This is a genomic window from Sedimenticola selenatireducens DSM 17993 (genome assembly GCF_000428045.1).
In the GTDB taxonomy this organism is placed as follows: Bacteria; Pseudomonadota; Gammaproteobacteria; order Chromatiales; family Chromatiaceae; genus Sedimenticola; species Sedimenticola selenatireducens.
This window is the reverse complement of sequence record NZ_ATZE01000009.1, coordinates 106477-127384: the sequence shown is the minus strand read 5'-3', so window position 1 is coordinate 127384 and position 20908 is coordinate 106477. Positions and strand designations below refer to the sequence as shown.

Genomic DNA, 20908 nt, shown 5'->3' with positions numbered 1-20908 from the left:
TCATTGAAGCGCCTCGCATGCCTGCGAATGGCGACACTTCATCAACAGGTCGTCTGCCAGCACGGAGGCGATGTTTACCGAGGTAACACGCTGCAAGCCACGCCAGGCGGGAACACTGTTAATTTCAATCACCCACCAGTTGCCCAGTGCATCACGCATCAAATCCACCCCGGCATAGTCCATATCAACGCAGGCAACAGCCTGTTCCGCCAGGTGTTTCAGTTCCCCTTCCGGTACCGCGGCATGGCAGATACCGCCTTGCGCTACATTTGCCAACCAACCTGAAGTACTCCTGCGCATGGCAGCCACCGCCACACCTGAAATGACAAACACCCGCCAGTCGCAGGCCAGATCATCCGACTGTTCAATAAATCGTTGCAGATACCAGACGTGGTGTATCGCATCGGCATCAGGAAGATCGGCACGGTTTTTAACCAGTACGATCCCCTTGCCCTGTGATCCGAACAGGGGTTTGCAAATCAATTGATGTCCACACGCCGTTTCCCGTTCGGTTATCGCTTCAGCCATCGGCCGTTCGGCACAGACCCAGGTGGCCGGTGTCGGAATACCCTTTTGAGACAACCGCGCCGTCGTCAGACCCTTGTCAACCGACCGCTCAATGGCGCGACCATCGTTATAGACCCGTACACCCAGCGCTTGCAGGATATGCAGTACATTCAGATGGAACACCACCTGTTGCAATGTACCGCCGGGAATACCCCGCACAAAAACCGCATCCGGCAGACCCGACTCAAAACCGGGAAGCACTACCTGGATCTGCTGATCCATCTCGATACGCGCATGTGTCAGCGAGCTAAACAGACAGGTTACTCCCCGCGCCATAAAGGCTTCATGCAGCCGCTTGCCATGCCAGCCCGGATCATCCGTCACGACCGCAACCTGTAGCGTCATAGCGAGACCCCGAAAGAGACCAGCAACTGCTCATGATCAATCACGCCATGGGTAAAACTGCGTCCTGAATCAAGGTTGCTTACGGTGATACGTGCCGGGCTGAACAGCAGCGGATCGATCTTGAAGAAGTCGTACTCATAGGATTTGAATATCTCCGCAAAGGGTCGTCCGTAGTCACTTGAAGTGCTACTGGGCAGCGCATCCGCAAGGGCCTGTGCCGCACTGTCCTCACCGGTAACAAACAGATGTATCTGTCCGGCAAACAGAATGGCATCATTGGTTCGGCCCATCGCCTGCAGGAAATCCGGCGCAGGCGGTGGTAGCGGCGCGGTCGCCAGTCCATCCACGATGTGCCTCAGTTCAAAACCCAGTTCATGCGCCTTGTGCAGCGCGACCTCCAGCACCCGCGCAACCACCTGGGTAGTACCGGCCAAACTGCGGGTCGGCGTCAGTATCAGACGCAGTTGCTCCGGTAATACACCGCAATCCAGCGCAATACGTTCGGTCAGTTCAAGGGGGGGCGGTTGATCAACTTCCAGCACCAGCGTGGCACAATCCGCGCTATCTTCAATGCCCAGGTGATCGTAGAGTTTTTCCTTACGCGCAAGGATGCGGCCCGGACCGGAGCCCAGGGCGTGAAATGCCGACTTGCCCTCACCATGCGACAGACTCCAGCCTGCATATTGACTCCCCAGACAGGCCAGCACCGGCTGGTTGCTGTGCACGGTAATATTGGAGGTCCAGCCCGACACCGTACCCGCCGCCTGCAGTGATACGTGTCCCTGCCCACCCATGCAGATCTCGGCAATCCGTCTACCCGCTTCCAGACCGCCATGACATTTAATACCGGCATCGATAACCGTAACGCCATTCTCCAGCTGTTGCGGCAACAGTCTGAGCGACGCTGAATCCAGCAACAGGGAATCAACCAGACTACGGGTATGCCGATTCATCGAAGCGGGGTTATTTTGCAATGCCATATCAGGCCGCCTCCTGATTCGACAAGGCGACGAGGGAGCGGATCTGTTCAAGCCTCTCCTGCAGAAGTCCAGCCACCTCGATGCTGGAGTTACCCGTCGCATGCAAGCCACAGACCGGTGCCCCCTTCAGGCAACAGGTGCCGGCTGGCGGACGATCACTACACCAATCCGGCCAGGGTACCCGGCCGATTACCTGATCCTGTTCCGCATAGTAGACCCGGTATCCCTGAGCCTGGCCTTCCAGGGACGGTTCACTGAGCATGCCGTTACAGGCAGCGATATGCGCCGCCACGCCACCTTCCGGAAGCGCCTGCTCATAGAGTTCAAGCGTGGCCGGAGGGCGGGCATTCAGCTCCAATAGGAGCACCTGATCACCCTCGAACACGCAATCGATACCATTCGCACCGCATAACTGCAGGGATGCCGTCAATTTCCGCGCCATGTCAATCATCTGCCGCCTGTGCTCATCACCCGGATTGAACTTGGAGTACACGCCAGAAAAACGAAAATCACCCAGACCGGGATTCACTGCATGCAACTTATTAATCCCCAGCACCTCTATTTCACTACCATTGGCAAGAAAAGTGAGCGAACAGACAGGGCCCGGAATCAGACGCTGAAAATAATGTACCCGGTTATCGGCGGCATCCGTCTGGGCATACCGGACACCCAGGCCACCATAACTGCCGGCGACTTTTCTTAACCAGCCACACGGCTTGCGCGGCCGCCTGAATGACACCCGCGGGTAACTGATCGCCAGGTCATCCAGCAGGGGAAAAAAGCTGGCAGGCTGAGACAACAGCATCAGCGTCCGCGGACTGTTACCCAGACAGCGGCCCAGTGATTCCAGCTGCTGCAACCGCTCTGGTTCGGCCTCGAACCCCGCACCATATATCCAGGCGGTGTTCGCCACCATGTCCTGACCGAGACAGACATCTACAAGCCCCTCGACATCCTGCCGTACTGTTTTGACAGCGGTGTGACAGGCGGCCTGCGTATCCTCATCCGAAAACAGGTCCACGCCGGTCACCGCATAACCGCCACGCGAGGCGGACTGCGCAAGATAGCGCACACTGTTACCCACAATGAGGAGATACTCTGCCCGGTTCATCTCACACCTTGCTCCGGGCCACAACCAGTGCCTGTGAGAAGTCCAGATAGACCGGCTTATCGGTATCAATCATCTGCTGCAACAAGGCGCGCTGGGTCTGATACTTCACATTACCCACCGCCAGCGCACCGATGCCCAGAGCACCTGCCGGCGTTGATGCCAATTCAACACCATTATCCATAACGCCAAGGCCGGCTATACCTTCAGGCGGCACCGCATTGACATCACAGAACACCTGTACCGATAGTGCAGACGCCAGGTGCCGATCATTCAATATCTGAACACCCGCCTTGGCGGCACCGAACACCAGATCTGCCTCTGACAGGAGCGCACATATCTCTGCATCACCGCTCCCTACTGCACCCGTAATCACGGTCTCGTAACGTTCACCGCAGAAGGCCGCCGCCACATCAGCCTTTTCCTTGCTCTCATGGCTGACGATGATTGCATGTGCACCGGCCTGTGCTGCAAGCATCGCACAGGTCAGACCCACGGGTCCGGTGCCGCCAAACACAACCACGTTCTTGGCCTGGAGCGAATCGCCGGTTCGCCGCCGATAGGCTTTTTCACCACAGGCCACCATCGCCGCAGCCGTGGTAAATGCACCGCTGGGATCGGCAAACACAGAGACCTCAAACGGCGGCACCATCGCCTTCCGGGCAGCATTCAGCATATCCATCGCACGGTGGATATCACGACCACCGATAAAGATACCGGTGCGCTTTACCCTTTTAGGTCCGCGGGAAAAAATTACATCCTGGGTGAAGTCCGCCACCTGCCCTACCCCCAACCCGGTGTACGGAATACAATGATTCCACCCCGCATCAATCGCCATATTGACATCAAATGGACTCAAGTTAGGCACTTCAGTAAACATGTGCAGAATGGTCTGGTAATTCATACGTTAGCGGGCTTCCTTCGTGACCGGACGGGTCGATTCAATCACCACATGGCTCCCCTCATTACAGGCTGCGGCTATTTCAAAACAGAGCGGGGAGAACTCGCCAACACGCTGGCGTGCCTGCTCCTTGAGCTGTATGGCAGAAGCCTGGTCGGGCAGCAAAATAAAGCCCGTGGGACCCCAGGAACTTTGTCCGACCCCGGCATAGCCCTGCAACTCCGCCCAATTCAAAAGATCAGCCACAGCCGGGCTGGTATAACGCCCCCCTTGTGCGGGAGCAAAATGATCTCCGACGCTGCGCTGCAGTTCGGCAACTCCTGCAGCAACCGGACCCAGCCGCTGTTCTCTGATTCCGGGCAATATCTGCATCAGCGTCAAATGACAGAGATGAGCCGCCTGATCGGCAGGAAAGGGGGGTAGACGCCTGAACGCCTCTACCTCCTGCTGGCCATGCAGACCCTGGCCACCTCTATCCATCACCAACAGCACACGCCACGCTTCCGGAAATGGCATCTGCACGGTGAGCGGCGGCGGACCATCCTGCTCACTGACTCCGCTATCAACCATGAAACCACCATGATCAAAGCCACCAATGCCAATGCCCGAGCGCCGACCTCGCTGCATCTGGATCGCCACCTGAGACGTGTTTGTGGACAAACCAAACAGCAGGTGGATAGCGTGCCCGACAGCCAGAGCCATCTGGGTGCCTGAACCCAACCCGGCATGGTCGGGAATCGCTTCATCAATACCGATCTCCACCCCTTCCCTGATGCCCAGGAGGCCAAGCATTTTCCTGGCATAGCCGACAGCCCGTTCTGCTGAGGGGCCGGAGGCACTGACCGTGGGGGCAATCTGCATATGCAGGGATGTCCTGAAGGCATCGATGCTAAGTCCGAGACTGCCAAAACGCCTGCCCAGGGCTCCACTGATATCGAGAAAACCAAGATGTAGTCGTGCTGCCGTACTGACAAAGACACGCTGATGCTGTTGACGATATGACCACTGATCTCTCATACGAGCTGCAATTGCAAACCCCGTGCCTGTTTTCTCAAGCGTATAAAAACGGCCGGATTTGTAGGGTCTTACGCTGACGGGTGCGTCTGTCATGAGTCACTGTGTCACGACCCTACGGCGCACCCATGACAATCAGACACCCCATGGCGCTTTGCAGCAGGCCACAGTGGCGCCCAACGCTACCCCCGCCCATCCCGGCATAGCTTTTGCCTTGGTGAGTCCAATCAATTAGTAAAATGGTTAACTTGATGCAGATTAATGGGGTCACAATCGAAGATACGTTTGCGGAAGCATTTGGTATGCGGGCCACCCGAATCATCATTACCGCGCTCAATCTGCACTGGGCCCGGCAGGCTGGAGAAACCATGACCGGCTTCGCCACCTCGGTAATCGGCTGCGGCGTTGAGGCAGGTATCGAATCCGACCTGACCGCCGACCAGACACCCGATGGTCGACCCGGGGTCAGCATTCTGCTCTTTGGTATGTCAACCAAAGACCTTGCCAAGGCATTGGAACGGCGAACCGGGCAATGCATACTCACCTGCCCGACAACCGCGGTCTACGCCGGAATGGATGGCAGTGAGCGACTACCGCTTGGAAAGACCCTGCGCTACTTCGGAGATGGGTATCAGATCAGCAAGTTGCTTGATGGCAAACGCTACTGGCGAATTCCGGTAATGGATGGAGAATTCATCGCAGAGCAGGACACCGGACGCTGCGCTGCCGTGGGAGGCGGGAATTTCCTGGTATTGGCTGATACCCTGCCTGAAGCCTTGACGGCCTGCGAAGATGCGGTAATAGCAATGCGGCAACTACCGAATGTCATCTTGCCCTTTCCCGGCGGGATTGTGCGCTCGGGATCAAAAGTCGGCTCCAAGTACAAGGCACTGGTCGCATCCACCAATCAGGCCTACTGCCCTACCCTGCGCGGACTTGTTGAGACGCAACTGGATGACAAGACCGGGGCAGTGCTGGAAATCGTTGTGAATGGGCTTACGCCGGACGATATCATACTGGCGATGCGCGCCGGCATTGAAACCGTCTGCAGTCATGGCCGCGAGCGGGGAATAAGACGCATCTCTGCGGGCAACTATGGCGGCAAACTGGGGCAGTTTCACTTCAAATTACATGAGGTAATGGCATGAGCCTGATACTGCGCCAGATCAATGAACAGAAGGGGCGTATAGATCTCCGGGGAATCACGCCGCAGCGACTTGCCACTCTTGAGCTACCTGCCATCGAGCAGTTGCGGATCACAGCCGATCACCAAATGGTTCCATTATCGTCGCTCTTCAGTGTGGAGGGTGACCCGATGGATGAACTGATCATTATACTCGGCAATAATCGGGTGGATTACATCGGCGCCCGAATGGCCTCGGGGACGATAACCCTCTCCGGTGATGCCGGGAACCATGCGGGGTCCGGGATGATGGGAGGCAGACTGCTCGTTAATGGCAATGGCGGTGATTTCACTGGCAGTGCCATGCAGGGTGGAGAAATCATTGTGCAGGGCAATGTCGGCAACGCTACCGGTGCCCCTAGCGCGGGCGGTTTGTGCGGACAGAATGGCGGTGTCATACATGTACAGGGCCACGCCGGTGATCGTGCGGGTGAGTGTCAGAGGCGTGGCCTGCTGATCATCGAGGGTGATGCGGGCGATCTCGCCGGGTATCGCATGATTGCCGGCACTATTTATGTAGGCGGGCGTACTGGTGAACATACCGGCCTTGGCATGCGCCGCGGAACTATTCTACTCAATCACCGGCCCGATCAACTCCCCGTTACCCTGAACCACAACGGTTCTTTATCCCTCATCATGCTCACCCTGGTTATACGGCAGCTTCGTCACTACCTTGCGGGCAAAACACCTGAAGTTTCTTTTGCACGTCATGTTGACCGTTATGTCGGTGATCTTGCCTGTCAGGGTCTGGGTGAAATTATCATTCTTACCTAGGCACCATTATGGGATCTAACCTTCTGATTGGCTGCCTTATTCTTTTTCCCCTCCTGGCGAGGCTGTTCTGGTTACAAAATCATAATACCCTGGTCAGACAGAAGCTGGTTGCTGCACGCAAGCGCTGCAGTGAAATGCATGAACAGCTGAGTGAACAGGCAGAACTGTTCAGAACCATGTTCGATTCAGCGCCTGAGTGCGTCAAACTGCAGAACGCGGACGGCACCATCGTGCGCATTAATGCCACCGGACTATCGCTTCTGGAAACCGATACTCCGGCAACCATTGTTGGTCAATCGGTTTATAGCGTTATTGCGCCAGAATATCATCAAGCCTATCAGAAACTGACTGACAGTGTATTTTTGGGTAACAGCGAGTGCATGGAGTTTGAACTGATTACTTTTGAAGGACGCCGTCGCTGGCTTGAAACACATGCAGTACCTTTACGCAATGACCAGGGTGATATCAAAGCGCTTCTCGCGATCACACGGGATATTGAAGAACGTAAGCAGATGAGTTACCAGATGGAGGAACAGCGCAATCGTCTCCAAACCATTATTGAATCCGAACCCGAGTGCGTCAAACTGCAGGACCGGTACGGTACAATCCTGGAGATGAACCCCGCTGGGCTTGTCCTGCTGAATGCCACTCACTCCACTGAAGTGATTGGTCGGTCGGTCTATGAGTTCCTGAACAGTGAGTATCACGAAGCCTATCAGGTACTCACCCAGGAGGTCTTTGCTGGAAATCCCGGATGCATGGAATTTGAAGTGACGGGAATCAGCGGCGCGCACCGCTGGCTCGAAACTCATGCCGCGCCACTTTGGGATAATACGGGTAAAGTCACCGCACTGCTGGCCATTACCCGGGATATTGACGATCGAAAACAGTCCGAAGATAAGATGCGCCGCCAGCATGAAGAACTGGCCCATGTCTGCCGTCTGAGCACCATTGGTGAACTGGCAACCGGGCTGGCGCATGAACTAAACCAGCCGCTCTGTGCTATATCCAGTTATGCTGAATCAGCCGTTCTCCTGAATGCACGTCCTTATGGCAAGGATCCGACTAAAGTCGATCAGATCCTGCAAAAGATCGTCTGTCAGACTGAGCGCGCCAACGGCATTCTGCAACGTTTGCGTGACTTTGTACGCAAGAAGACACCGAAGCCGCAGGCTAATCAGGCATTGTCACTGATAGAAAACATGCTTGAATTCATTGACCCGGAAAGACGTCGGCAAGGATTAATCATCAATGTGACACATGATGATCCACTGCCCGACATCTGGGTCGATCGCGTACAGATAGAACAGGTCATACTCAACCTGATCACCAATGCCATCCAGGCCACTGTTCTGAACCCCGATAATCCCAGAAAGTTATCTATCGACATCATGGCGGGCGATTCTGATGTCACTATCATGATCCGTGACTATGCGGGCGGTGTTCCCGACAAAATACGTCCCAATCTGTTTACCCCATTTATTACGACTAAAGAGCAAGGCCTGGGTATCGGATTGGCCCTGAGTCACAGCATTGCCGAGGCGCACGGGGGCAGACTCCGGTATCAACCGGCAGATCCCGGCAGTCTGTTCTCACTCACCCTGCCCTGCAGGGTATAGGACGTATAATGATTCAACGGGTATTTATCATTGATGACGACCCTGCGGTACGGGATGCCCTGGTGACATTGGTGGAGTCGGTCGGCCTGACTGCCGAACGCTTTGCAACGGCTGATGATTTTCTCTCCAGCTACAGCAACGAGATCCCAGGCTGTCTCATCACAGACATCTGTCTGCCGGGTATGGATGGAATTCAGCTACAGCAGGTGTTGCTGGAGAGAAAAATCAACCTGCCCCTGATCGCCATGTCGGCCCATGGTGATATTGCAATGGCGGTAAAAATGGTGCGCCGTAATGCGATCGACTTTATCGAGAAGCCTTTTCGCAATCATGTCATGCTGCAACGAATTCACGAGGCACTTGAAATAGATCGACAACAGCGTCTACTGCACGCCGAAGACGATAAGTTAAGATCAAGACTCAGTCTTTTGACACCTCGTGAAAGACAAACACTGACTCACTTGCTGGATGGGAAGAGCAACAAAATCATTGCCCGAGAACTTGCACTCAGCCCACGCACCGTGGAATCCCATCGCGCCAGCATTCTGAAAAAGATGGACGTCGATTCTGTCACTGCCCTTGCGAAACAGATCAATAATATCCAACAAATTCTTACGTGTAAGTAGTATTACGGATACCTATCGTAGTCTTGCGAATAGGCACGATATCCATCGCAACATATCTTCACAGACAGCATCACAGAAACCGTGCTGCACCATTATTAGAACCATCTGGAGGAGATATCATGTCCCAGGCAAGCGTAAGAACCGCACTGCTAAACACAATCGAAGGCATCAAAAACAATCCCGCCATGTCGGGCGTAGTTTTTCGCGCAGATACCGCATGGGAGGAGGATGTAAGATGCAGCGCAAAGATCCGCGATTTTGCACCCTTCACCATCGATGAGCCACTGGAGCTGGGCGGGCAGGACAGCGCCGCCAATCCTGTTGAGCTGGTGCTGGTCGCCCTGGGCACCTGCCAGGAGATCATGTACTCCGCTTATGCCTCGGTCATGGAGATTCCGTTGGAAGCAGTATCTGTTAAGGTCCGTGGCTACCTGGACCTGAAAGGAATGTTTGGTCTGGATGAATCGATAACCCCCGGTTTTAGTCGCATCACATTTGATACTGAAATCACCAGCTCGGCAGACAGTGAAAACATCAGCAAACTGATTCATGTAGTAGAAAATCACTGCCCTGTTCTCGACATTCTTGTCCAGGCTCAATCCGTGACTGGAAAAGTAAAAGTCAATGGCCAGGCACACACCGCACCAAATTCAAACGCCGCTTGATGCTGCTGGAGACTCTTGATGACACGATTCAGCAGCAAACTCAAATATGCAGGCCTGGTTACCGGTCTGTCCATGACATGCACTCAACTGAATGCGGCCAATTATGGCACTGACCTTAATCTCACCATGATGCCGGCGGCGGGGGGTATGGGGGGCGTTGGCATTGCCCGCCCCCAGGATACCGGCTCGGCGGTTTTTGGCAATCCCGCTTCGCTTACTCAGTTCAACGGCACCCACTTCATGTTTGGCGCCACATTCTACGCGCAGGACGTGGATGCCCTGCATGATGGCACCATTACAGGTACGGCCTGGTCTGGAGAGTCGGATGCGGGGCCTTACTTGATTCCAAGCATAGCCATTGCCCAGTCACTGAATGACCGGGTGACCCTGGGTCTGGGACTGGGCGTGGTTGCCGGAATCGGTTCCGACTTCCGCAAGGTGCCCGGCAGCCTGAGTCCCTTGGCGGAGATCATGGTGTTCGGCGCCAACGCCGGTGCCGCCTACCAGGTCAACGACAACCTGTCTCTGGGCGCTGTGGCGACCCTGGGTATGGGATTTGGCCAAGCGGGCCTGAACAGCAATACCTCATCCACCAGCAACTTCGGTCTGCGTGCTACGCTGGGTGCGAACTACAGCATGGATGACAACACGCTGGGGCTCTATTACCGGTCACCGCTGTCAATTGAATACGACAACATGGTTCAGTATTCCACCACCGGTTTCCACAGTCCCACCTTCGAGCAGCCCCAGGAAGTCGGATTCGGCTTTGCGAACGAGAGCCTCGCCGGTGGAAAACTGCTCATCGCCGCAGATGTAGTCTGGAAAGATTGGGAGAGCGCCGACAGCTATCGCGATTTGTATGACAACCAGACCGTCTTTGCCCTGGGTGCCCAGTATACGACCGGCCCCTATAAACTGCGGGTCGGCTTTTCCCACGCGGACAGTCCGATCAAGAAAAATGTCGGTTCAAACGTGGGCAGCATCACCTCGCTACTGGTGGGTGGCGCCACGGTTCCGCTTAACCCGGCACTGACCCGTTATGTGCAGGCCACCAACGGCGAAGTGGTGTGGGAGGACCAGGTCACCCTCGGTGTTGGCTGGAACATGAGCAAAATGCTGACCCTGGATGCCCATGCCAGCGTGGCCCTGGACCGGGCCAAGACCATTGGCGAAACCCGGGTCGACGCCGGGGCATGGCAGGTTGGCGGCGCATTGACCTGGCACTTTGATTGATCGATTTTTTACCTTCAGCCGTCGCTTTCGAGCGACGGCATTTTTCATTGTTTGGAGTTAGCTATGCAGTTACCTGATGATCGTCGTTACAGCTCGGAGCATGTCTGGGCACTTTTGGACAAGGATGAACTGGTGATAGGCATCACCGATTATGCACAGTCCGCCCTGGGAAGCGTGGTTAGCCTGAATCTTCCCGTAAAGGGTCAATGCATTATTGCCGGCGACAGCTGTGGCACTGTTGAGTCGATGAAAACCGCATCCGATCTGATTGCCCCGCTCAATGCAACTGTTGTTGAATTAAATGGCAGCGCTGATATTGATCCCGAGATGATCAATGACGATCCCTATGAAGCGGGTTGGCTGGTGCGTGTGACAGACTTTGATCCGGACGCCTACGAATGCCTGCTGGATGCGGCTTCCTATGAAGATTTGATCTCGGAATAAGCAACCCCGACAAGCGCTACTTGCCGGGATACGAAACACAGCGTTATCACAACGAGCCAGTCAAGTACTGGCTCTATTTTTTTCTCATGTAATCGGTGATTGTTTTAAGCATACCGGGTGTATCCCATACCCGCTCCCCCACAGCCTCGGCAATTATGCGGCCCTGGGGGTCAATTATAAATGTGGATGGTAATCCCCGTATGCCCCAGCCAGTCAGTGCCAGTTCCTGATCAACCAGGATAGGAAATTCGAGATTTAACTGGTTGGCATACTGCTGCGCGGTTTCGATGCTCGGACCCGCATGAATGGCAAGCAACTCAAATCCCGGATTACTCAATTTTTCGTAGGCGCGTTGTAACGAGGGCATTTCAGCACGACAGGGCGCACACCAGACAGCCCAAAAGTTGACCAGCAGGTACTTTCCTCGGAAATCCTCGAAGCTGTGTTGTTTCCCATCGATGCCGGCCAGAGAAAAATCAGTAATATCTTGAGGTGGGTCTACACGCTCGATACCCTCTGATGCGCCTACGCTGCTATAACAGATCCAGAGAATCAAACCCAGACAAAGTAGTTTACTCATGACTAGCCTTCTGATTGGCCCAGTTGGGATCCGCCTCGGTAATATCGCCTATCGGGGCAGCGAATGCGTCAGCGATAATAGTATCCACGTTATCACCGGTCAGGCTTTCCAGAAAGGCCACCAGGTCTTCCCGCTCGCCTTCGGACAGGCCCAGTGGTTTAATCCTTACATCCAGCAGTTCATTCTCAATACCGCCCTCGTTATAAAAATCAACCACCTCGCGCAAAGTGCTTAAAGAGCCGTTATGCATGTAGGGTGCCGTTAATGCAATATTCCGCAATGATGGGGTGTGATACTTCCACCGGTCATGGGGATTCTGGGTCACTTCATAGAGACCCACGTCTGCGGGTGGCGGATGGCCGACTGCGTCAATAATCTCCCTGTCGACTTCCAGATAAACACCGGGTGCCACCAGTATCTTCTCTTTCTCGGGTTTAATACCCATCGATTCACGGTATCCCACACCCGTGTTATGCATGGCATCATCCGTGAAAAGTGCGGCCTCCGTGCCAATTTGATGACAGCTTACACAACCGGCCTTACCGGTGAAAAGCGCATACCCCCGTTTTGCCGATTCACTCAGAATGTTGGTTTCGCCACCATAGTGCCAGCGGTCGAAGGGTGAATTACCCGACACAAGAAGACGCTCATAGCTTGCGATGGCCATCCCCAATGTTTCCATACTGACGCCTCGGCCATTAAACGCAGCCTCAAACATGCCGGCGTAATCAGGAATTTTGCGTATTTTCCCAATCACCGCACCGACCGAGGGATTGGCCATCTCATTCACGGCCAGTAATGGCCCCCACACCTGCTGTTCCAACGACTCTTCGCGGCCGTCGTGAAACAACCGGGACAGGTAACCGGTATTATAAATGGTGGGGGAATTTCTACGCCCACTCCGTCCTTCCAGACCAACCGCAATCGCCAGTTCATGATTGGTAAATCCTTGTTCAGGTATGTGGCACATAGCGCAAGAGAATGTGTCATTCAGCGATAACCGGCGATCGAAGAACAGCTTTCTTCCGAGTTCCACCTTGGCATGGGTAACCGGATTATCCTCGGGCTGAGGAATGGCAGGCAAACCCAGTGGGGGTCGTACCAGGTAGTGAGACAGGTCGGCTTTTTCTCCGGTACGTTCCGCAACCGACTGACTCTGCGTCACGTATCCAGATGTTTCATATCCTCCCTTATAATCACCTGGCCTGGAAAGTTCGGATACTTTTATTAACTCGTTTGGGCTATACCGTTCGTACTTAGGCACGCTATCCTGCAGTATCGTCTTGGCATCATTGATAATGAGTTCAGGATAGAGAAAAGAGACACTGTAGATATTGCGGATGCGCTTCTCTGGATCGATCAGAAACACCCGGAGAATATGTGAAAATGTCGATAACTCCCTACCCTGCTCATCCACATCCCTGATAACCGGCTGGTTGTAGCTATCAAGTATCGGTTCCAACTCCTTCCATGACGCAGTGGTCAGAAAACGCCAGTTTCCGGCATCTGCGTACCCCCCACCGTAAAGGGACAATACTTCAGGCGTGTCATATACCGGATCAAAGCTCAAACTCAGCATCTGCAAGCGATCACGTAAAACAGGATCATTTTTTATTTTACGCTGGATGTCATACATGACTGCCGTTGCCAACGGACAGCCATTGACATCGCTACAGGTACTGTAGATAAAGCTCAGCAGAATAATTTTCCCGTGGCCAAAGAAATCGTGCAATCTTCCCTCTTTGCCATCCGCATCGATCACCCTGCCATCCGCTGCCACTCCAAACGGTGGTAGCTTGTAGCTGCCCACTTTCGGCGGTGGGTACTCGGCCTTTGTATAGAATGGCGCAACTACTGCAGGCTGCTCTCGTGCAGGCGCAGCAAGCGGACTGTGAGTCATTAGTGCGCTCAGTAGAATGACGGCTATGGCATATATCCCATGCTGCTTGATTACGCTCATACAGAATACTCCGCACATCCAGAGATTAAAAAATGCCCTCCGGGGTAAGAGGGCAGGAATCCCCTGCCGGTGGAACCCGGCAGGGGTGTCGGGAAAAACCTGCTATTTTGCAGCGACGGCAGACTGACCCTTTTCTGTACTTCTGTTATTGGCATATAGCGAGTAGGCACCGAAACGCATCTGATGCGCGCGCCCCAATTTCTCTTTTACAAAGTCTATGGAGAACTGCTCGGTCAACTGTTTGCCGTCCCAGTGATAGGCCTTGAAATACTGCTCATTGTCCTGCCCCTTTTTATCCCAGTTAGCCAGCAAGGAACTGGTATAGTAAGCGCGTTTTCCATCCCAACTCTCCGACACCATATTGACCTGTGCCGCTATCTTCTTTTCATAGGTCTGCTTGGGATTGTGCGGATCACTCAGATCAAAAAAGCGACTGGTACCATCCATAAAGGTGTTAACCCACAGACCGGAGTCATCAGCCAGCAAGGAGATATCAACCGGAAGAGGCACCTTGGAAGGATCACCCACATCGGCAATTTCCTTGGCCTGCCATTCGCCCGTTTCATCCTCATAGATCATCCAGATTTTGGAAGTCAGCGCAGTCGTTGTCAGACACCAGTTATTCTCGGACTCCCATGCACAGCGGACTTCCAACGGCGCTCCAGGGACATCGAGTACCTTTTTGGGCTTGCGCGTGTGCAGATCCCATACCACTACCGTATTACCAAAACGCTTCATGGCCTCTTTGTCCTGCAGCATCTTGCCAAAGTCCATCATATAGTTTGACCAGCCGGTAAATGACGAAGTCACCATCACATTGCGACGTGGCAATGCACGAATATCATAGCCATAACCATCGGCAAAATTACCACCCTTCTTGGCGCCCTGCAGGTTTTGATCTGTTGGAATCCAGTGCGTTGCCACGTATTCACCTTCATTGGTGTATTCAACCAATGCTGTACGCCCCCCGTGATCCTGATTGTTCGACAGCCCGGTGATCATCATACGGCCCGGCAAGGCATAGGTTGTGTGGGGGCCAACAACTCCCCCACTCTTCGCGACAAAGTCTGTAACCACCTTGTGAAGCTGAGGTTTGGCCGGATCTGTATGAACATCAAATATAAACAGCTTATTGGTATCCAGACCTCCGGCCCAGAGATAGCGACGGTCATCGGTAAATCCCGAGTGATGGGCCTCGTTGCGCCCCCCGACAGAGAGGCTATTGATGACCTTACCGTAATTCATGGATTTCGGATTCACGTCAACCGTGACCAGTTTGTCCTGACCATCCCCCAGTCCATCGACACCCAGAGTCCAGACATAGACAAAATCCTCCTGGCCGACAATCTTCGCCATGTAGGGTGACTGGCAGGTTTCATCAGCGACTGTCCTGGCAGGCATCGCAGTAAACAGTGTCGTTGCTGCCAACGAGGCAGCCATAAGAATACGACTGAATGTCCCTTTGTGTTGCTTTTGCATAAGGTGGTTTCCTCCAACTCTTCACTCTATTTGGTTGTTTGCTGGGTTAAAGCCCCAAGCAGTTGGGGAATACTTCGCCAGCCTGATCATCACCGCGATCTCCAGCGGTGTGCGGACATACCGCAAGATAGATGCCAAACTGACAAATATCAGTTTTTACAAGCGTTCAATGCGCATGCAGAGTTGTCCGGTGCGCCGTCGCTGTTACACATACACACGCTGTTGCACAGTGTCTGCAACACTTATCGGGTTTCTGATCAGGCAGGACAGGCCTGCATAAGTTGGCACTAAAGCTGCATTGTAGGGGGATAATCTGGAGAACTTCATGCGCAGATCAATTAAGTACTCATTCATAGCACTACTACTAATCACCGGCGGCACGGCATTCGGATTGGGTGGTGATTTCAGCCTGACCGCACACAACGGCAAGCCTTATTCGCTGGCCGATTCGCGCGGCAATATTGTCATACTTTCATTTGGATACAGCTTCTGTCCCGACATCTGCCCGACAGCACTGGCAACCATCAGCAGTGCCCTGGACAGCATCGGCGACGCTGCGCAACAAGTCGATCCACTCTTTATATCTGTAGACCCGGACAGGGATACCCCTGTGTTTCTAAGTAAGTACACGCAATATTTTCATCCGCGGCTGATTGGTCTGACGGGTGATGCAGAAGACATTGCGGAAATTGCCGGGCGCTATCACGCTCGGTTCCAGTTCGTAGGCAAGGGTGAAACGCCCAATTACACCATTGATCATACCGCGAGCCTTTACGTGATAGACCGAGAGGGAAAACTGATGACGGTTCTACCCCACGGACTCCCCCCCCAAGCCTTGGCCGAGAGTCTGATGAATGCCATCAATCAACCATCCGAATAAAGCCAGGGTCAAGGCAGGTCCTATTATTGGGTTATTGAGATCTACTCATAGCTGGCAGAAATAAAAAATGAGGATATGTTGTTGAAAGTAAAAACAACAGGCAGGAAACCCCGCAGAAGAGGTCGGCAGGCCGCACCTGCAGACCTGACGGCAGTAAAGCAGTACCTGGATGATGGAAACACCAGTCGTGATCGGCTGATTGAATACTTGCATCGTATTCAGGATGACCGGGGCTACCTGGATAGCGGCATATTGACCGCACTGGCGGAGATACTTCGGCTTTCGACCGGTGAAGTGTATGAAGTGGCCAGTTTTTATCATCACTTTAATATCATCAAGGATGATGCCCCCCAGCCACCGGCACTGACGATTCGGGTATGTGACTCCATCAGCTGTAACCTGGCAGGTGCCGAAACCCTCATTACTGAATTACAGGCTGGTCTGGGTGAGGCTGTTCGCCTGCAACGGGTTCCCTGTATCGGACGATGTGAGAACGCGCCTGTAGCTGTCGTGGGTACCAATCCGATCCCGTTTGCCACCCCCGATCGCGTCTACAAGACAGTTGATCAGGGTATCCATGACGAACCCATACCCAAGGCAGCACTCACCTATTCATCTTATCTTGAATCGGGCGGCTATCAGCGACTCAAAGACCTGGTCAATGAAGGTGATGAAGCAACCTGCGAATCAATCATTGAGACACTGGAGAACGCAAACCTGCGTGGCCTTGGCGGCGCGGGTTTTCCTGCCGGAAGGAAATGGCGCATTGTGCGGGGCTTTGCTGCCCCGCGTCTGATGGCTGTCAATATAGATGAAGGAGAACCGGGCACATTCAAGGACAGGTATTACCTGGAGCGCGATCCGCATCATTTTCTGGAAGGAATGCTGATTGCCGCCACTGTAGTGGGTATTGAAAAGATTTACATCTATCTGCGCGACGAGTACGCCGGTATTCGTACACTACTGCAACGTGAATTGCGAGCACTCAATCTTGATCCACCATGTCACCTTCCAGAAATCGAACTACGGCGGGGAGCCGGGGCCTACATCTGCGGTGAAGAGTCCGCCATGATCGAATCCATAGAGGGCAAGCGGGGTATTCCCCGGTTGCGCCCGCCGTATATTGCCGAGAAAGGCTTGTTCGGATTACCCACACTGGAACACAACATGGAGACCCTCTACTGGGTCCGTGAGTTGCTGGAGAAAGGGGCTGACTGGTTCAGTGCACATGGTCGTAATGGCCGACAGGGGTTGCGCAGTTTTTCCGTCAGTGGTCGAGTAAAAAGACCCGGTATGTATCTTGCGCCTGCCGGGATCACCCTGCAGCAACTCATTGATGAATATTGTGAAGGCATGCAGGACGGACACCAACTAAAAGCCTATTTCCCGGGCGGTGCCTCGGGCGGCATACTGCCGGCTTCCCTGAGCAATGTCCCGCTCGACTTCGATACGTTAAATGAATATGGATGCTTCATCGGATCGGCGGCGATTATTGTCCTGTCCGACCAGGACAGCGTGCGTGAACAGGCATTGAATGCTATGCAGTTCTTCGCCCACGAATCCTGTGGTCAATGCACGCCCTGTCGTGTGGGCACAAGCAAAGCGGCCATCCTGATGGGTGAACAGGAATGGGACCAGCCCCTGTTACAGGAGCTCTGCCAGGTGATGTCGGACGCCTCCATCTGCGGCCTTGGCCAGGCCGCTCCAAATCCACTCCGCTGTGCACTGAAGTATTTTCCAGAGGAGTTTGCATAAATGGCCTCGAATCTGAAAGGCGATGGAACCACAATCTCGTTCACACTGGATGGTGTGACCGTCACTGCTCAGCCCAATGAAACCATTCTGCAGGTCGCCCAACGGCATGACGTGGAGATACCGCATCTCTGTTTTACCGACACCCTGCGTGCCGACGGGAATTGCCGGGCCTGCGTGGTAGAGATTTCCGGTGAGCGGACGCTGGCGCCATCCTGCTGTCGTTATCCCAGTGAAGGCATGTCGGTGGAAAGCAACTCCCTTCGTGCGACAACGGCACAAAAGATGGTTCTGGAGCTGCTGCAATCGGATATTCCGAAAACACCCTCACTCACCCCCAACAGCGAACTGGACCACTGGTGCAAAAAACTGCATGTCACCGAGCGCCGGTTTCCGCCACGCCGACAACCCGAACAGGATCTATCTCATCCCGCCATAAGCGTAAGCCTGGATGCCTGTATTCAATGTGGCCGTTGTCTGCGCGCCTGCCGGGAGGAACAGGCCAATGATGTGATCGGTTTTTCCGGCCGGGGAAGCCAGGCACAGATCATATTTGACATGGACGATCCGATGGGTCAATCAAGCTGTGTCGGCTGCGGAGAGTGTGTACAGGCCTGCCCCACCGGTGCACTGATGCCGGCCGGCGATGCGGGCAAGCAGGCTATTGACCGGCAGGTCCACTCGGTCTGTCCCTATTGTGGCGTAGGCTGTCAGCTCACTTATCATATAAAAGACAACCGTATACAGTTTGTCGAGGGACGCGATGGACCGGCCAACCGCGGCCGCCTCTGTGTCAAGGGGCGTTATGGATTTGACTATGTGAATCACCGCCAGCGCCTGACCAAACCACTGATCCGCAAAACCGATGCCCCAAAGCATGTTGAAATGGATATGGATTATGAGCATCCATTACGCGACTTTCGCGAGGCGAGCTGGGAAGAGGCATTGCAGTACGCCGCCGACGGGTTGAAGGAGATTCTGGATAGTCAGGGTCCCGCAGGCCTGGCCGGGTTCGGATCGGCCAAGGGCTCTAACGAAGAGGCCTACCTGTTTCAAAAACTGATCCGCACCGGCTTACATACGAACAACATCGATCACTGTACACGCCTGTGCCACGCCTCTTCCGTTGCGGCGCTGCTACAGATGGTCGGCTCAGGTGCCGTGACCAATCCCGTCTCGGACGTGGATTTATGTGAAGTGATTGTGCTGATCGGCTCCAATCCCACCTCCAACCATCCCGTTGCCGCCACCTTTTTCAAGAATGCCGCCAGAGCGGGAAAAACCCTCATCGTGATGGACCCGCGAAAAACCGATATTGCTCGTTATGCCGATCATGTCTTGCAGTTCAATCCCGACACCGATGTGGCGATGTTAAATGCCATCATGCACGCAGTCATTCAACTGGATCTGGTAGACAAGACATTTATTGAGCAACGCACAGAGGGCTACGAAACATTAAAGCGGCATCTGGAAGAGTTTGCACCGGAAAGAATGGCGCCGATCTGCGGCATACCCGCCGATACGCTCTATGAGATAGCCCGAATCTATGCCAGCTCAAAAGGCTCAATGATATTTTGGGGCATGGGTGTGTCGCAGCATGTGCATGGCACTGATAATGCGCGCTGTTTGATTAACCTGGCATTGATTACCGGACAGATTGGCCGGCCCGGTTGCGGCCTGCACCCGCTGCGAGGTCAGAACAATGTGCAGGGTGCCTCAGATGTTGGCTTGATACCTATGGTTTACCCCGATTATCAACGTGTCGACGATATCGGGGTACGGGAGAAATTTGAGGCGCTTTGGAAAACTGCGCTTGATCCTGATCCGGGGCTAACCGTAGTTGAGATTATGCATGCCATACATGACGGAAAAATAAACGGCATGTACATCATGGGAGAGAATCCCGCCATGTCCGACCCCAATCTGAATCATGCGAGAAAGGCATTGGCTTCCCTGAAGCATCTGGTGGTTCAGGACATCTTCATGACCGAGACCGCACACTATGCGGATGTCATTCTTCCCGCCTCGGCCTTTCCGGAAAAAACCGGTACCTTTACCAATACAGACAGACGCGTACAGATGGGCCGACAAGCCATCACCCCCCCGGGAGAGGCGCGACAGGATCTGGATATAATCCTGTCGATGGCCAGTCGGTTGAACCTGGACTGGAACTACGCGGGTCCGCGTGATGTATTCAATGAGATGCGCCAGGCCATGCCCAGTATTGCCGGTATAACCTGGGAACGTGTCGAGGCCGAGAGCGCGGTCACTTATCCCTGTAGCCAGGAGGGTGACCCGGGGGAGCCAGTCATCTTCCAGGAACAGTTCCCACGCACAGGCGGGAAGGCCGCGTTGGTTCCAGCCACCTTCAGCCAGGCCGATGAACTACCTGACAAGGAGTATCCGAACATTCTGATCACCGGCAGACAACTGGAGCACTGGCATACCGGGGCGATGACCCGCAGGGCAAGCGTACTTAACAACCTGGAACCGCAAGCAGTCGCCATGCTGCATCCCGATCACCTGAAACAGATAGGCTTGCATGCTGGACAATCCATCCGTTTGCGATCAAGACGCGGAGAAGTGATCACGCAGGCACGGAGCGACCGCGGACTCAAACCGGGACAGATATTTCTGCCTTTCTGTTATTACGAAGCAGCAGCAAACCTGTTAACCAATGAGGCGCTGGACCCGGATGGCAAAATACCCGAATTCAAATTTTGTGCTGTTCAAGTTGAACCGGCATGAACCGGGCACCCTGTTGCGTGACGCCGATGAGCGACCCATGAGCCATGCGC

At 54.2% G+C, this 20908-nt stretch carries 18 protein-coding genes; 10 read left to right on the top strand and 8 right to left on the bottom strand.

Features of this window, described 5'->3' with window-relative positions; all coding sequences use genetic code 11:
• Genes A3GO_RS0108235 through A3GO_RS0108215 form a run of 5 tightly spaced genes read right to left on the bottom strand, consistent with a single transcriptional unit; the run spans position 1 to position 4918 of the window.
• A complete protein-coding gene (locus tag A3GO_RS0108235; RefSeq protein WP_029132993.1) occupies positions 1–912 on the bottom strand; it encodes an ATP-grasp domain-containing protein in 912 nt (303 codons plus the stop codon).
• The gene (gene mch, locus A3GO_RS0108230) at positions 909–1892 is read right to left on the bottom strand and encodes a methenyltetrahydromethanopterin cyclohydrolase (protein WP_029132992.1); all 984 of its coding nucleotides are present in this window, start codon (positions 1890–1892) and stop codon (positions 909–911) included. The genes A3GO_RS0108235 and mch overlap by 4 nt, the downstream gene beginning before the upstream one ends.
• 1 nt (position 1893) lies before the next feature.
• A complete protein-coding gene (locus tag A3GO_RS0108225; protein ID WP_029132991.1) occupies positions 1894–3003 on the bottom strand; it encodes an ATP-grasp domain-containing protein in 1110 nt (369 codons plus the stop codon).
• A 1-nt stretch (position 3004) separates the two neighbouring features.
• Positions 3005–3904 carry an NAD(P)-dependent methylenetetrahydromethanopterin dehydrogenase gene (locus A3GO_RS0108220; protein WP_029132990.1) on the bottom strand — a complete coding sequence of 300 codons (900 nt, stop codon included), beginning with the start codon at positions 3902–3904 and terminating at the stop codon, positions 3005–3007.
• A 3-nt stretch (positions 3905–3907) separates the two neighbouring features.
• Positions 3908–4918 (bottom strand): beta-ribofuranosylaminobenzene 5'-phosphate synthase family protein, encoded by a 1011-nt coding sequence (locus A3GO_RS0108215; protein ID WP_029132989.1) that lies wholly within the window; start codon positions 4916–4918, stop codon positions 3908–3910.
• 248 nt (positions 4919–5166) lie between these two features.
• On the opposite strand from A3GO_RS0108215, the gene fhcD reads away from it, so the two are divergent.
• From fhcD to gcvH, 7 genes are all read left to right on the top strand, one after another.
• Complete coding sequence (gene fhcD / locus A3GO_RS0108210; protein WP_029132988.1) at positions 5167–6063, top strand: formylmethanofuran--tetrahydromethanopterin N-formyltransferase; 897 nt, start codon at positions 5167–5169, stop codon at positions 6061–6063.
• Entirely contained in the window at positions 6060–6872 is an 813-nt protein-coding gene (locus tag A3GO_RS25300; RefSeq protein ID WP_051301975.1) for a formylmethanofuran dehydrogenase subunit C, read from the top strand. Before fhcD ends, A3GO_RS25300 begins: the two co-directional genes overlap by 4 nt.
• Before the next feature lie 8 nt (positions 6873–6880).
• Positions 6881–8491, top strand: coding sequence for a PAS domain-containing sensor histidine kinase (locus A3GO_RS23135; protein WP_051301974.1), 1611 nt, complete (start codon positions 6881–6883; stop codon positions 8489–8491).
• 8 nt (positions 8492–8499) lie between these two features.
• Positions 8500–9117, top strand: coding sequence for a response regulator transcription factor (locus A3GO_RS0108195; protein WP_037374949.1), 618 nt, complete (start codon positions 8500–8502; stop codon positions 9115–9117).
• A gap of 119 nt (positions 9118–9236) precedes the next feature.
• The gene (locus A3GO_RS0108190) at positions 9237–9782 is read left to right on the top strand and encodes an OsmC family protein (protein WP_029132986.1); all 546 of its coding nucleotides are present in this window, start codon (positions 9237–9239) and stop codon (positions 9780–9782) included.
• A gap of 18 nt (positions 9783–9800) precedes the next feature.
• Positions 9801–11015, top strand: coding sequence for an OmpP1/FadL family transporter (locus A3GO_RS0108185; RefSeq protein WP_029132985.1), 1215 nt, complete (start codon positions 9801–9803; stop codon positions 11013–11015).
• Between the two features lie 63 nt (positions 11016–11078).
• Positions 11079–11459 carry a glycine cleavage system protein GcvH gene (gcvH, locus tag A3GO_RS0108180; RefSeq protein ID WP_029132984.1) on the top strand — a complete coding sequence of 127 codons (381 nt, stop codon included), beginning with the start codon at positions 11079–11081 and terminating at the stop codon, positions 11457–11459.
• A gap of 73 nt (positions 11460–11532) precedes the next feature.
• Here the strand turns inward: gcvH and A3GO_RS23130 are convergent, their stop codons facing one another.
• The 3 genes from A3GO_RS23130 to mtoX all read right to left on the bottom strand — a co-directional run bounded on the left by A3GO_RS23130 (position 11533) and on the right by mtoX (position 15478).
• Complete coding sequence (locus tag A3GO_RS23130; RefSeq protein ID WP_051301973.1) at positions 11533–12039, bottom strand: TlpA disulfide reductase family protein; 507 nt, start codon at positions 12037–12039, stop codon at positions 11533–11535.
• Positions 12032–13999 carry a cytochrome c peroxidase gene (locus A3GO_RS23125; RefSeq protein WP_051301972.1) on the bottom strand — a complete coding sequence of 656 codons (1968 nt, stop codon included), beginning with the start codon at positions 13997–13999 and terminating at the stop codon, positions 12032–12034. The genes A3GO_RS23130 and A3GO_RS23125 overlap by 8 nt, the downstream gene beginning before the upstream one ends.
• A gap of 102 nt (positions 14000–14101) precedes the next feature.
• A complete protein-coding gene (mtoX, locus tag A3GO_RS23120) occupies positions 14102–15478 on the bottom strand; it encodes a methanethiol oxidase (RefSeq protein WP_084609920.1) in 1377 nt (458 codons plus the stop codon).
• A 325-nt stretch (positions 15479–15803) separates the two neighbouring features.
• On the opposite strand from mtoX, the gene A3GO_RS23115 reads away from it, so the two are divergent.
• The 3 genes from A3GO_RS23115 (at position 15804) to fdhF (ending at position 20858) form a co-directional block, all read left to right on the top strand.
• Complete coding sequence (locus tag A3GO_RS23115) at positions 15804–16358, top strand: SCO family protein (RefSeq protein WP_051301971.1); 555 nt, start codon at positions 15804–15806, stop codon at positions 16356–16358.
• An 81-nt stretch (positions 16359–16439) separates the two neighbouring features.
• On the top strand, positions 16440–18113 hold the full coding sequence (locus tag A3GO_RS0108155) for an NAD(P)H-dependent oxidoreductase subunit E (protein WP_335340021.1): 1674 nt from the start codon (positions 16440–16442) through the stop codon (positions 18111–18113).
• Entirely contained in the window at positions 18114–20858 is a 2745-nt protein-coding gene (fdhF, locus tag A3GO_RS23110) for a formate dehydrogenase subunit alpha (protein WP_037374948.1), read from the top strand.
• Positions 20859–20908 lie beyond the last annotated feature (50 nt).

Bases quoted from the DNA above. Each gene is read 5' to 3' on its own strand.
- A3GO_RS23125 (WP_051301972.1), bottom strand. From the start codon at position 13,999: ATGAGCGTAATCAAGCAGCATGGGATATATGCCATAGCCGTCATTCTA.
- fdhF (WP_037374948.1), top strand. From the start codon at position 18,114: ATGGCCTCGAATCTGAAAGGCGATGGAACCACAATCTCGTTCACACTG.
- fhcD (WP_029132988.1), top strand. From the start codon at position 5,167: ATGCAGATTAATGGGGTCACAATCGAAGATACGTTTGCGGAAGCATTT.
- gcvH (WP_029132984.1), top strand. From the start codon at position 11,079: ATGCAGTTACCTGATGATCGTCGTTACAGCTCGGAGCATGTCTGGGCA.
- A3GO_RS0108225 (WP_029132991.1), bottom strand. From the start codon at position 3,003: ATGAACCGGGCAGAGTATCTCCTCATTGTGGGTAACAGTGTGCGCTAT.
- mtoX (WP_084609920.1), bottom strand. From the start codon at position 15,478: ATGCAAAAGCAACACAAAGGGACATTCAGTCGTATTCTTATGGCTGCC.
- A3GO_RS0108195 (WP_037374949.1), top strand. From the start codon at position 8,500: ATGATTCAACGGGTATTTATCATTGATGACGACCCTGCGGTACGGGAT.
- A3GO_RS0108185 (WP_029132985.1), top strand. From the start codon at position 9,801: ATGACACGATTCAGCAGCAAACTCAAATATGCAGGCCTGGTTACCGGT.
- A3GO_RS23135 (WP_051301974.1), top strand. From the start codon at position 6,881: ATGGGATCTAACCTTCTGATTGGCTGCCTTATTCTTTTTCCCCTCCTG.
- A3GO_RS25300 (WP_051301975.1), top strand. From the start codon at position 6,060: ATGAGCCTGATACTGCGCCAGATCAATGAACAGAAGGGGCGTATAGAT.
- A3GO_RS0108190 (WP_029132986.1), top strand. From the start codon at position 9,237: ATGTCCCAGGCAAGCGTAAGAACCGCACTGCTAAACACAATCGAAGGC.
- A3GO_RS0108235 (WP_029132993.1), bottom strand. From the start codon at position 912: ATGACGCTACAGGTTGCGGTCGTGACGGATGATCCGGGCTGGCATGGC.
- A3GO_RS0108215 (WP_029132989.1), bottom strand. From the start codon at position 4,918: ATGAGAGATCAGTGGTCATATCGTCAACAGCATCAGCGTGTCTTTGTC.
- mch (WP_029132992.1), bottom strand. From the start codon at position 1,892: ATGGCATTGCAAAATAACCCCGCTTCGATGAATCGGCATACCCGTAGT.
- A3GO_RS23130 (WP_051301973.1), bottom strand. From the start codon at position 12,039: ATGAGTAAACTACTTTGTCTGGGTTTGATTCTCTGGATCTGTTATAGC.
- A3GO_RS0108220 (WP_029132990.1), bottom strand. From the start codon at position 3,904: ATGAATTACCAGACCATTCTGCACATGTTTACTGAAGTGCCTAACTTG.
- A3GO_RS23115 (WP_051301971.1), top strand. From the start codon at position 15,804: ATGCGCAGATCAATTAAGTACTCATTCATAGCACTACTACTAATCACC.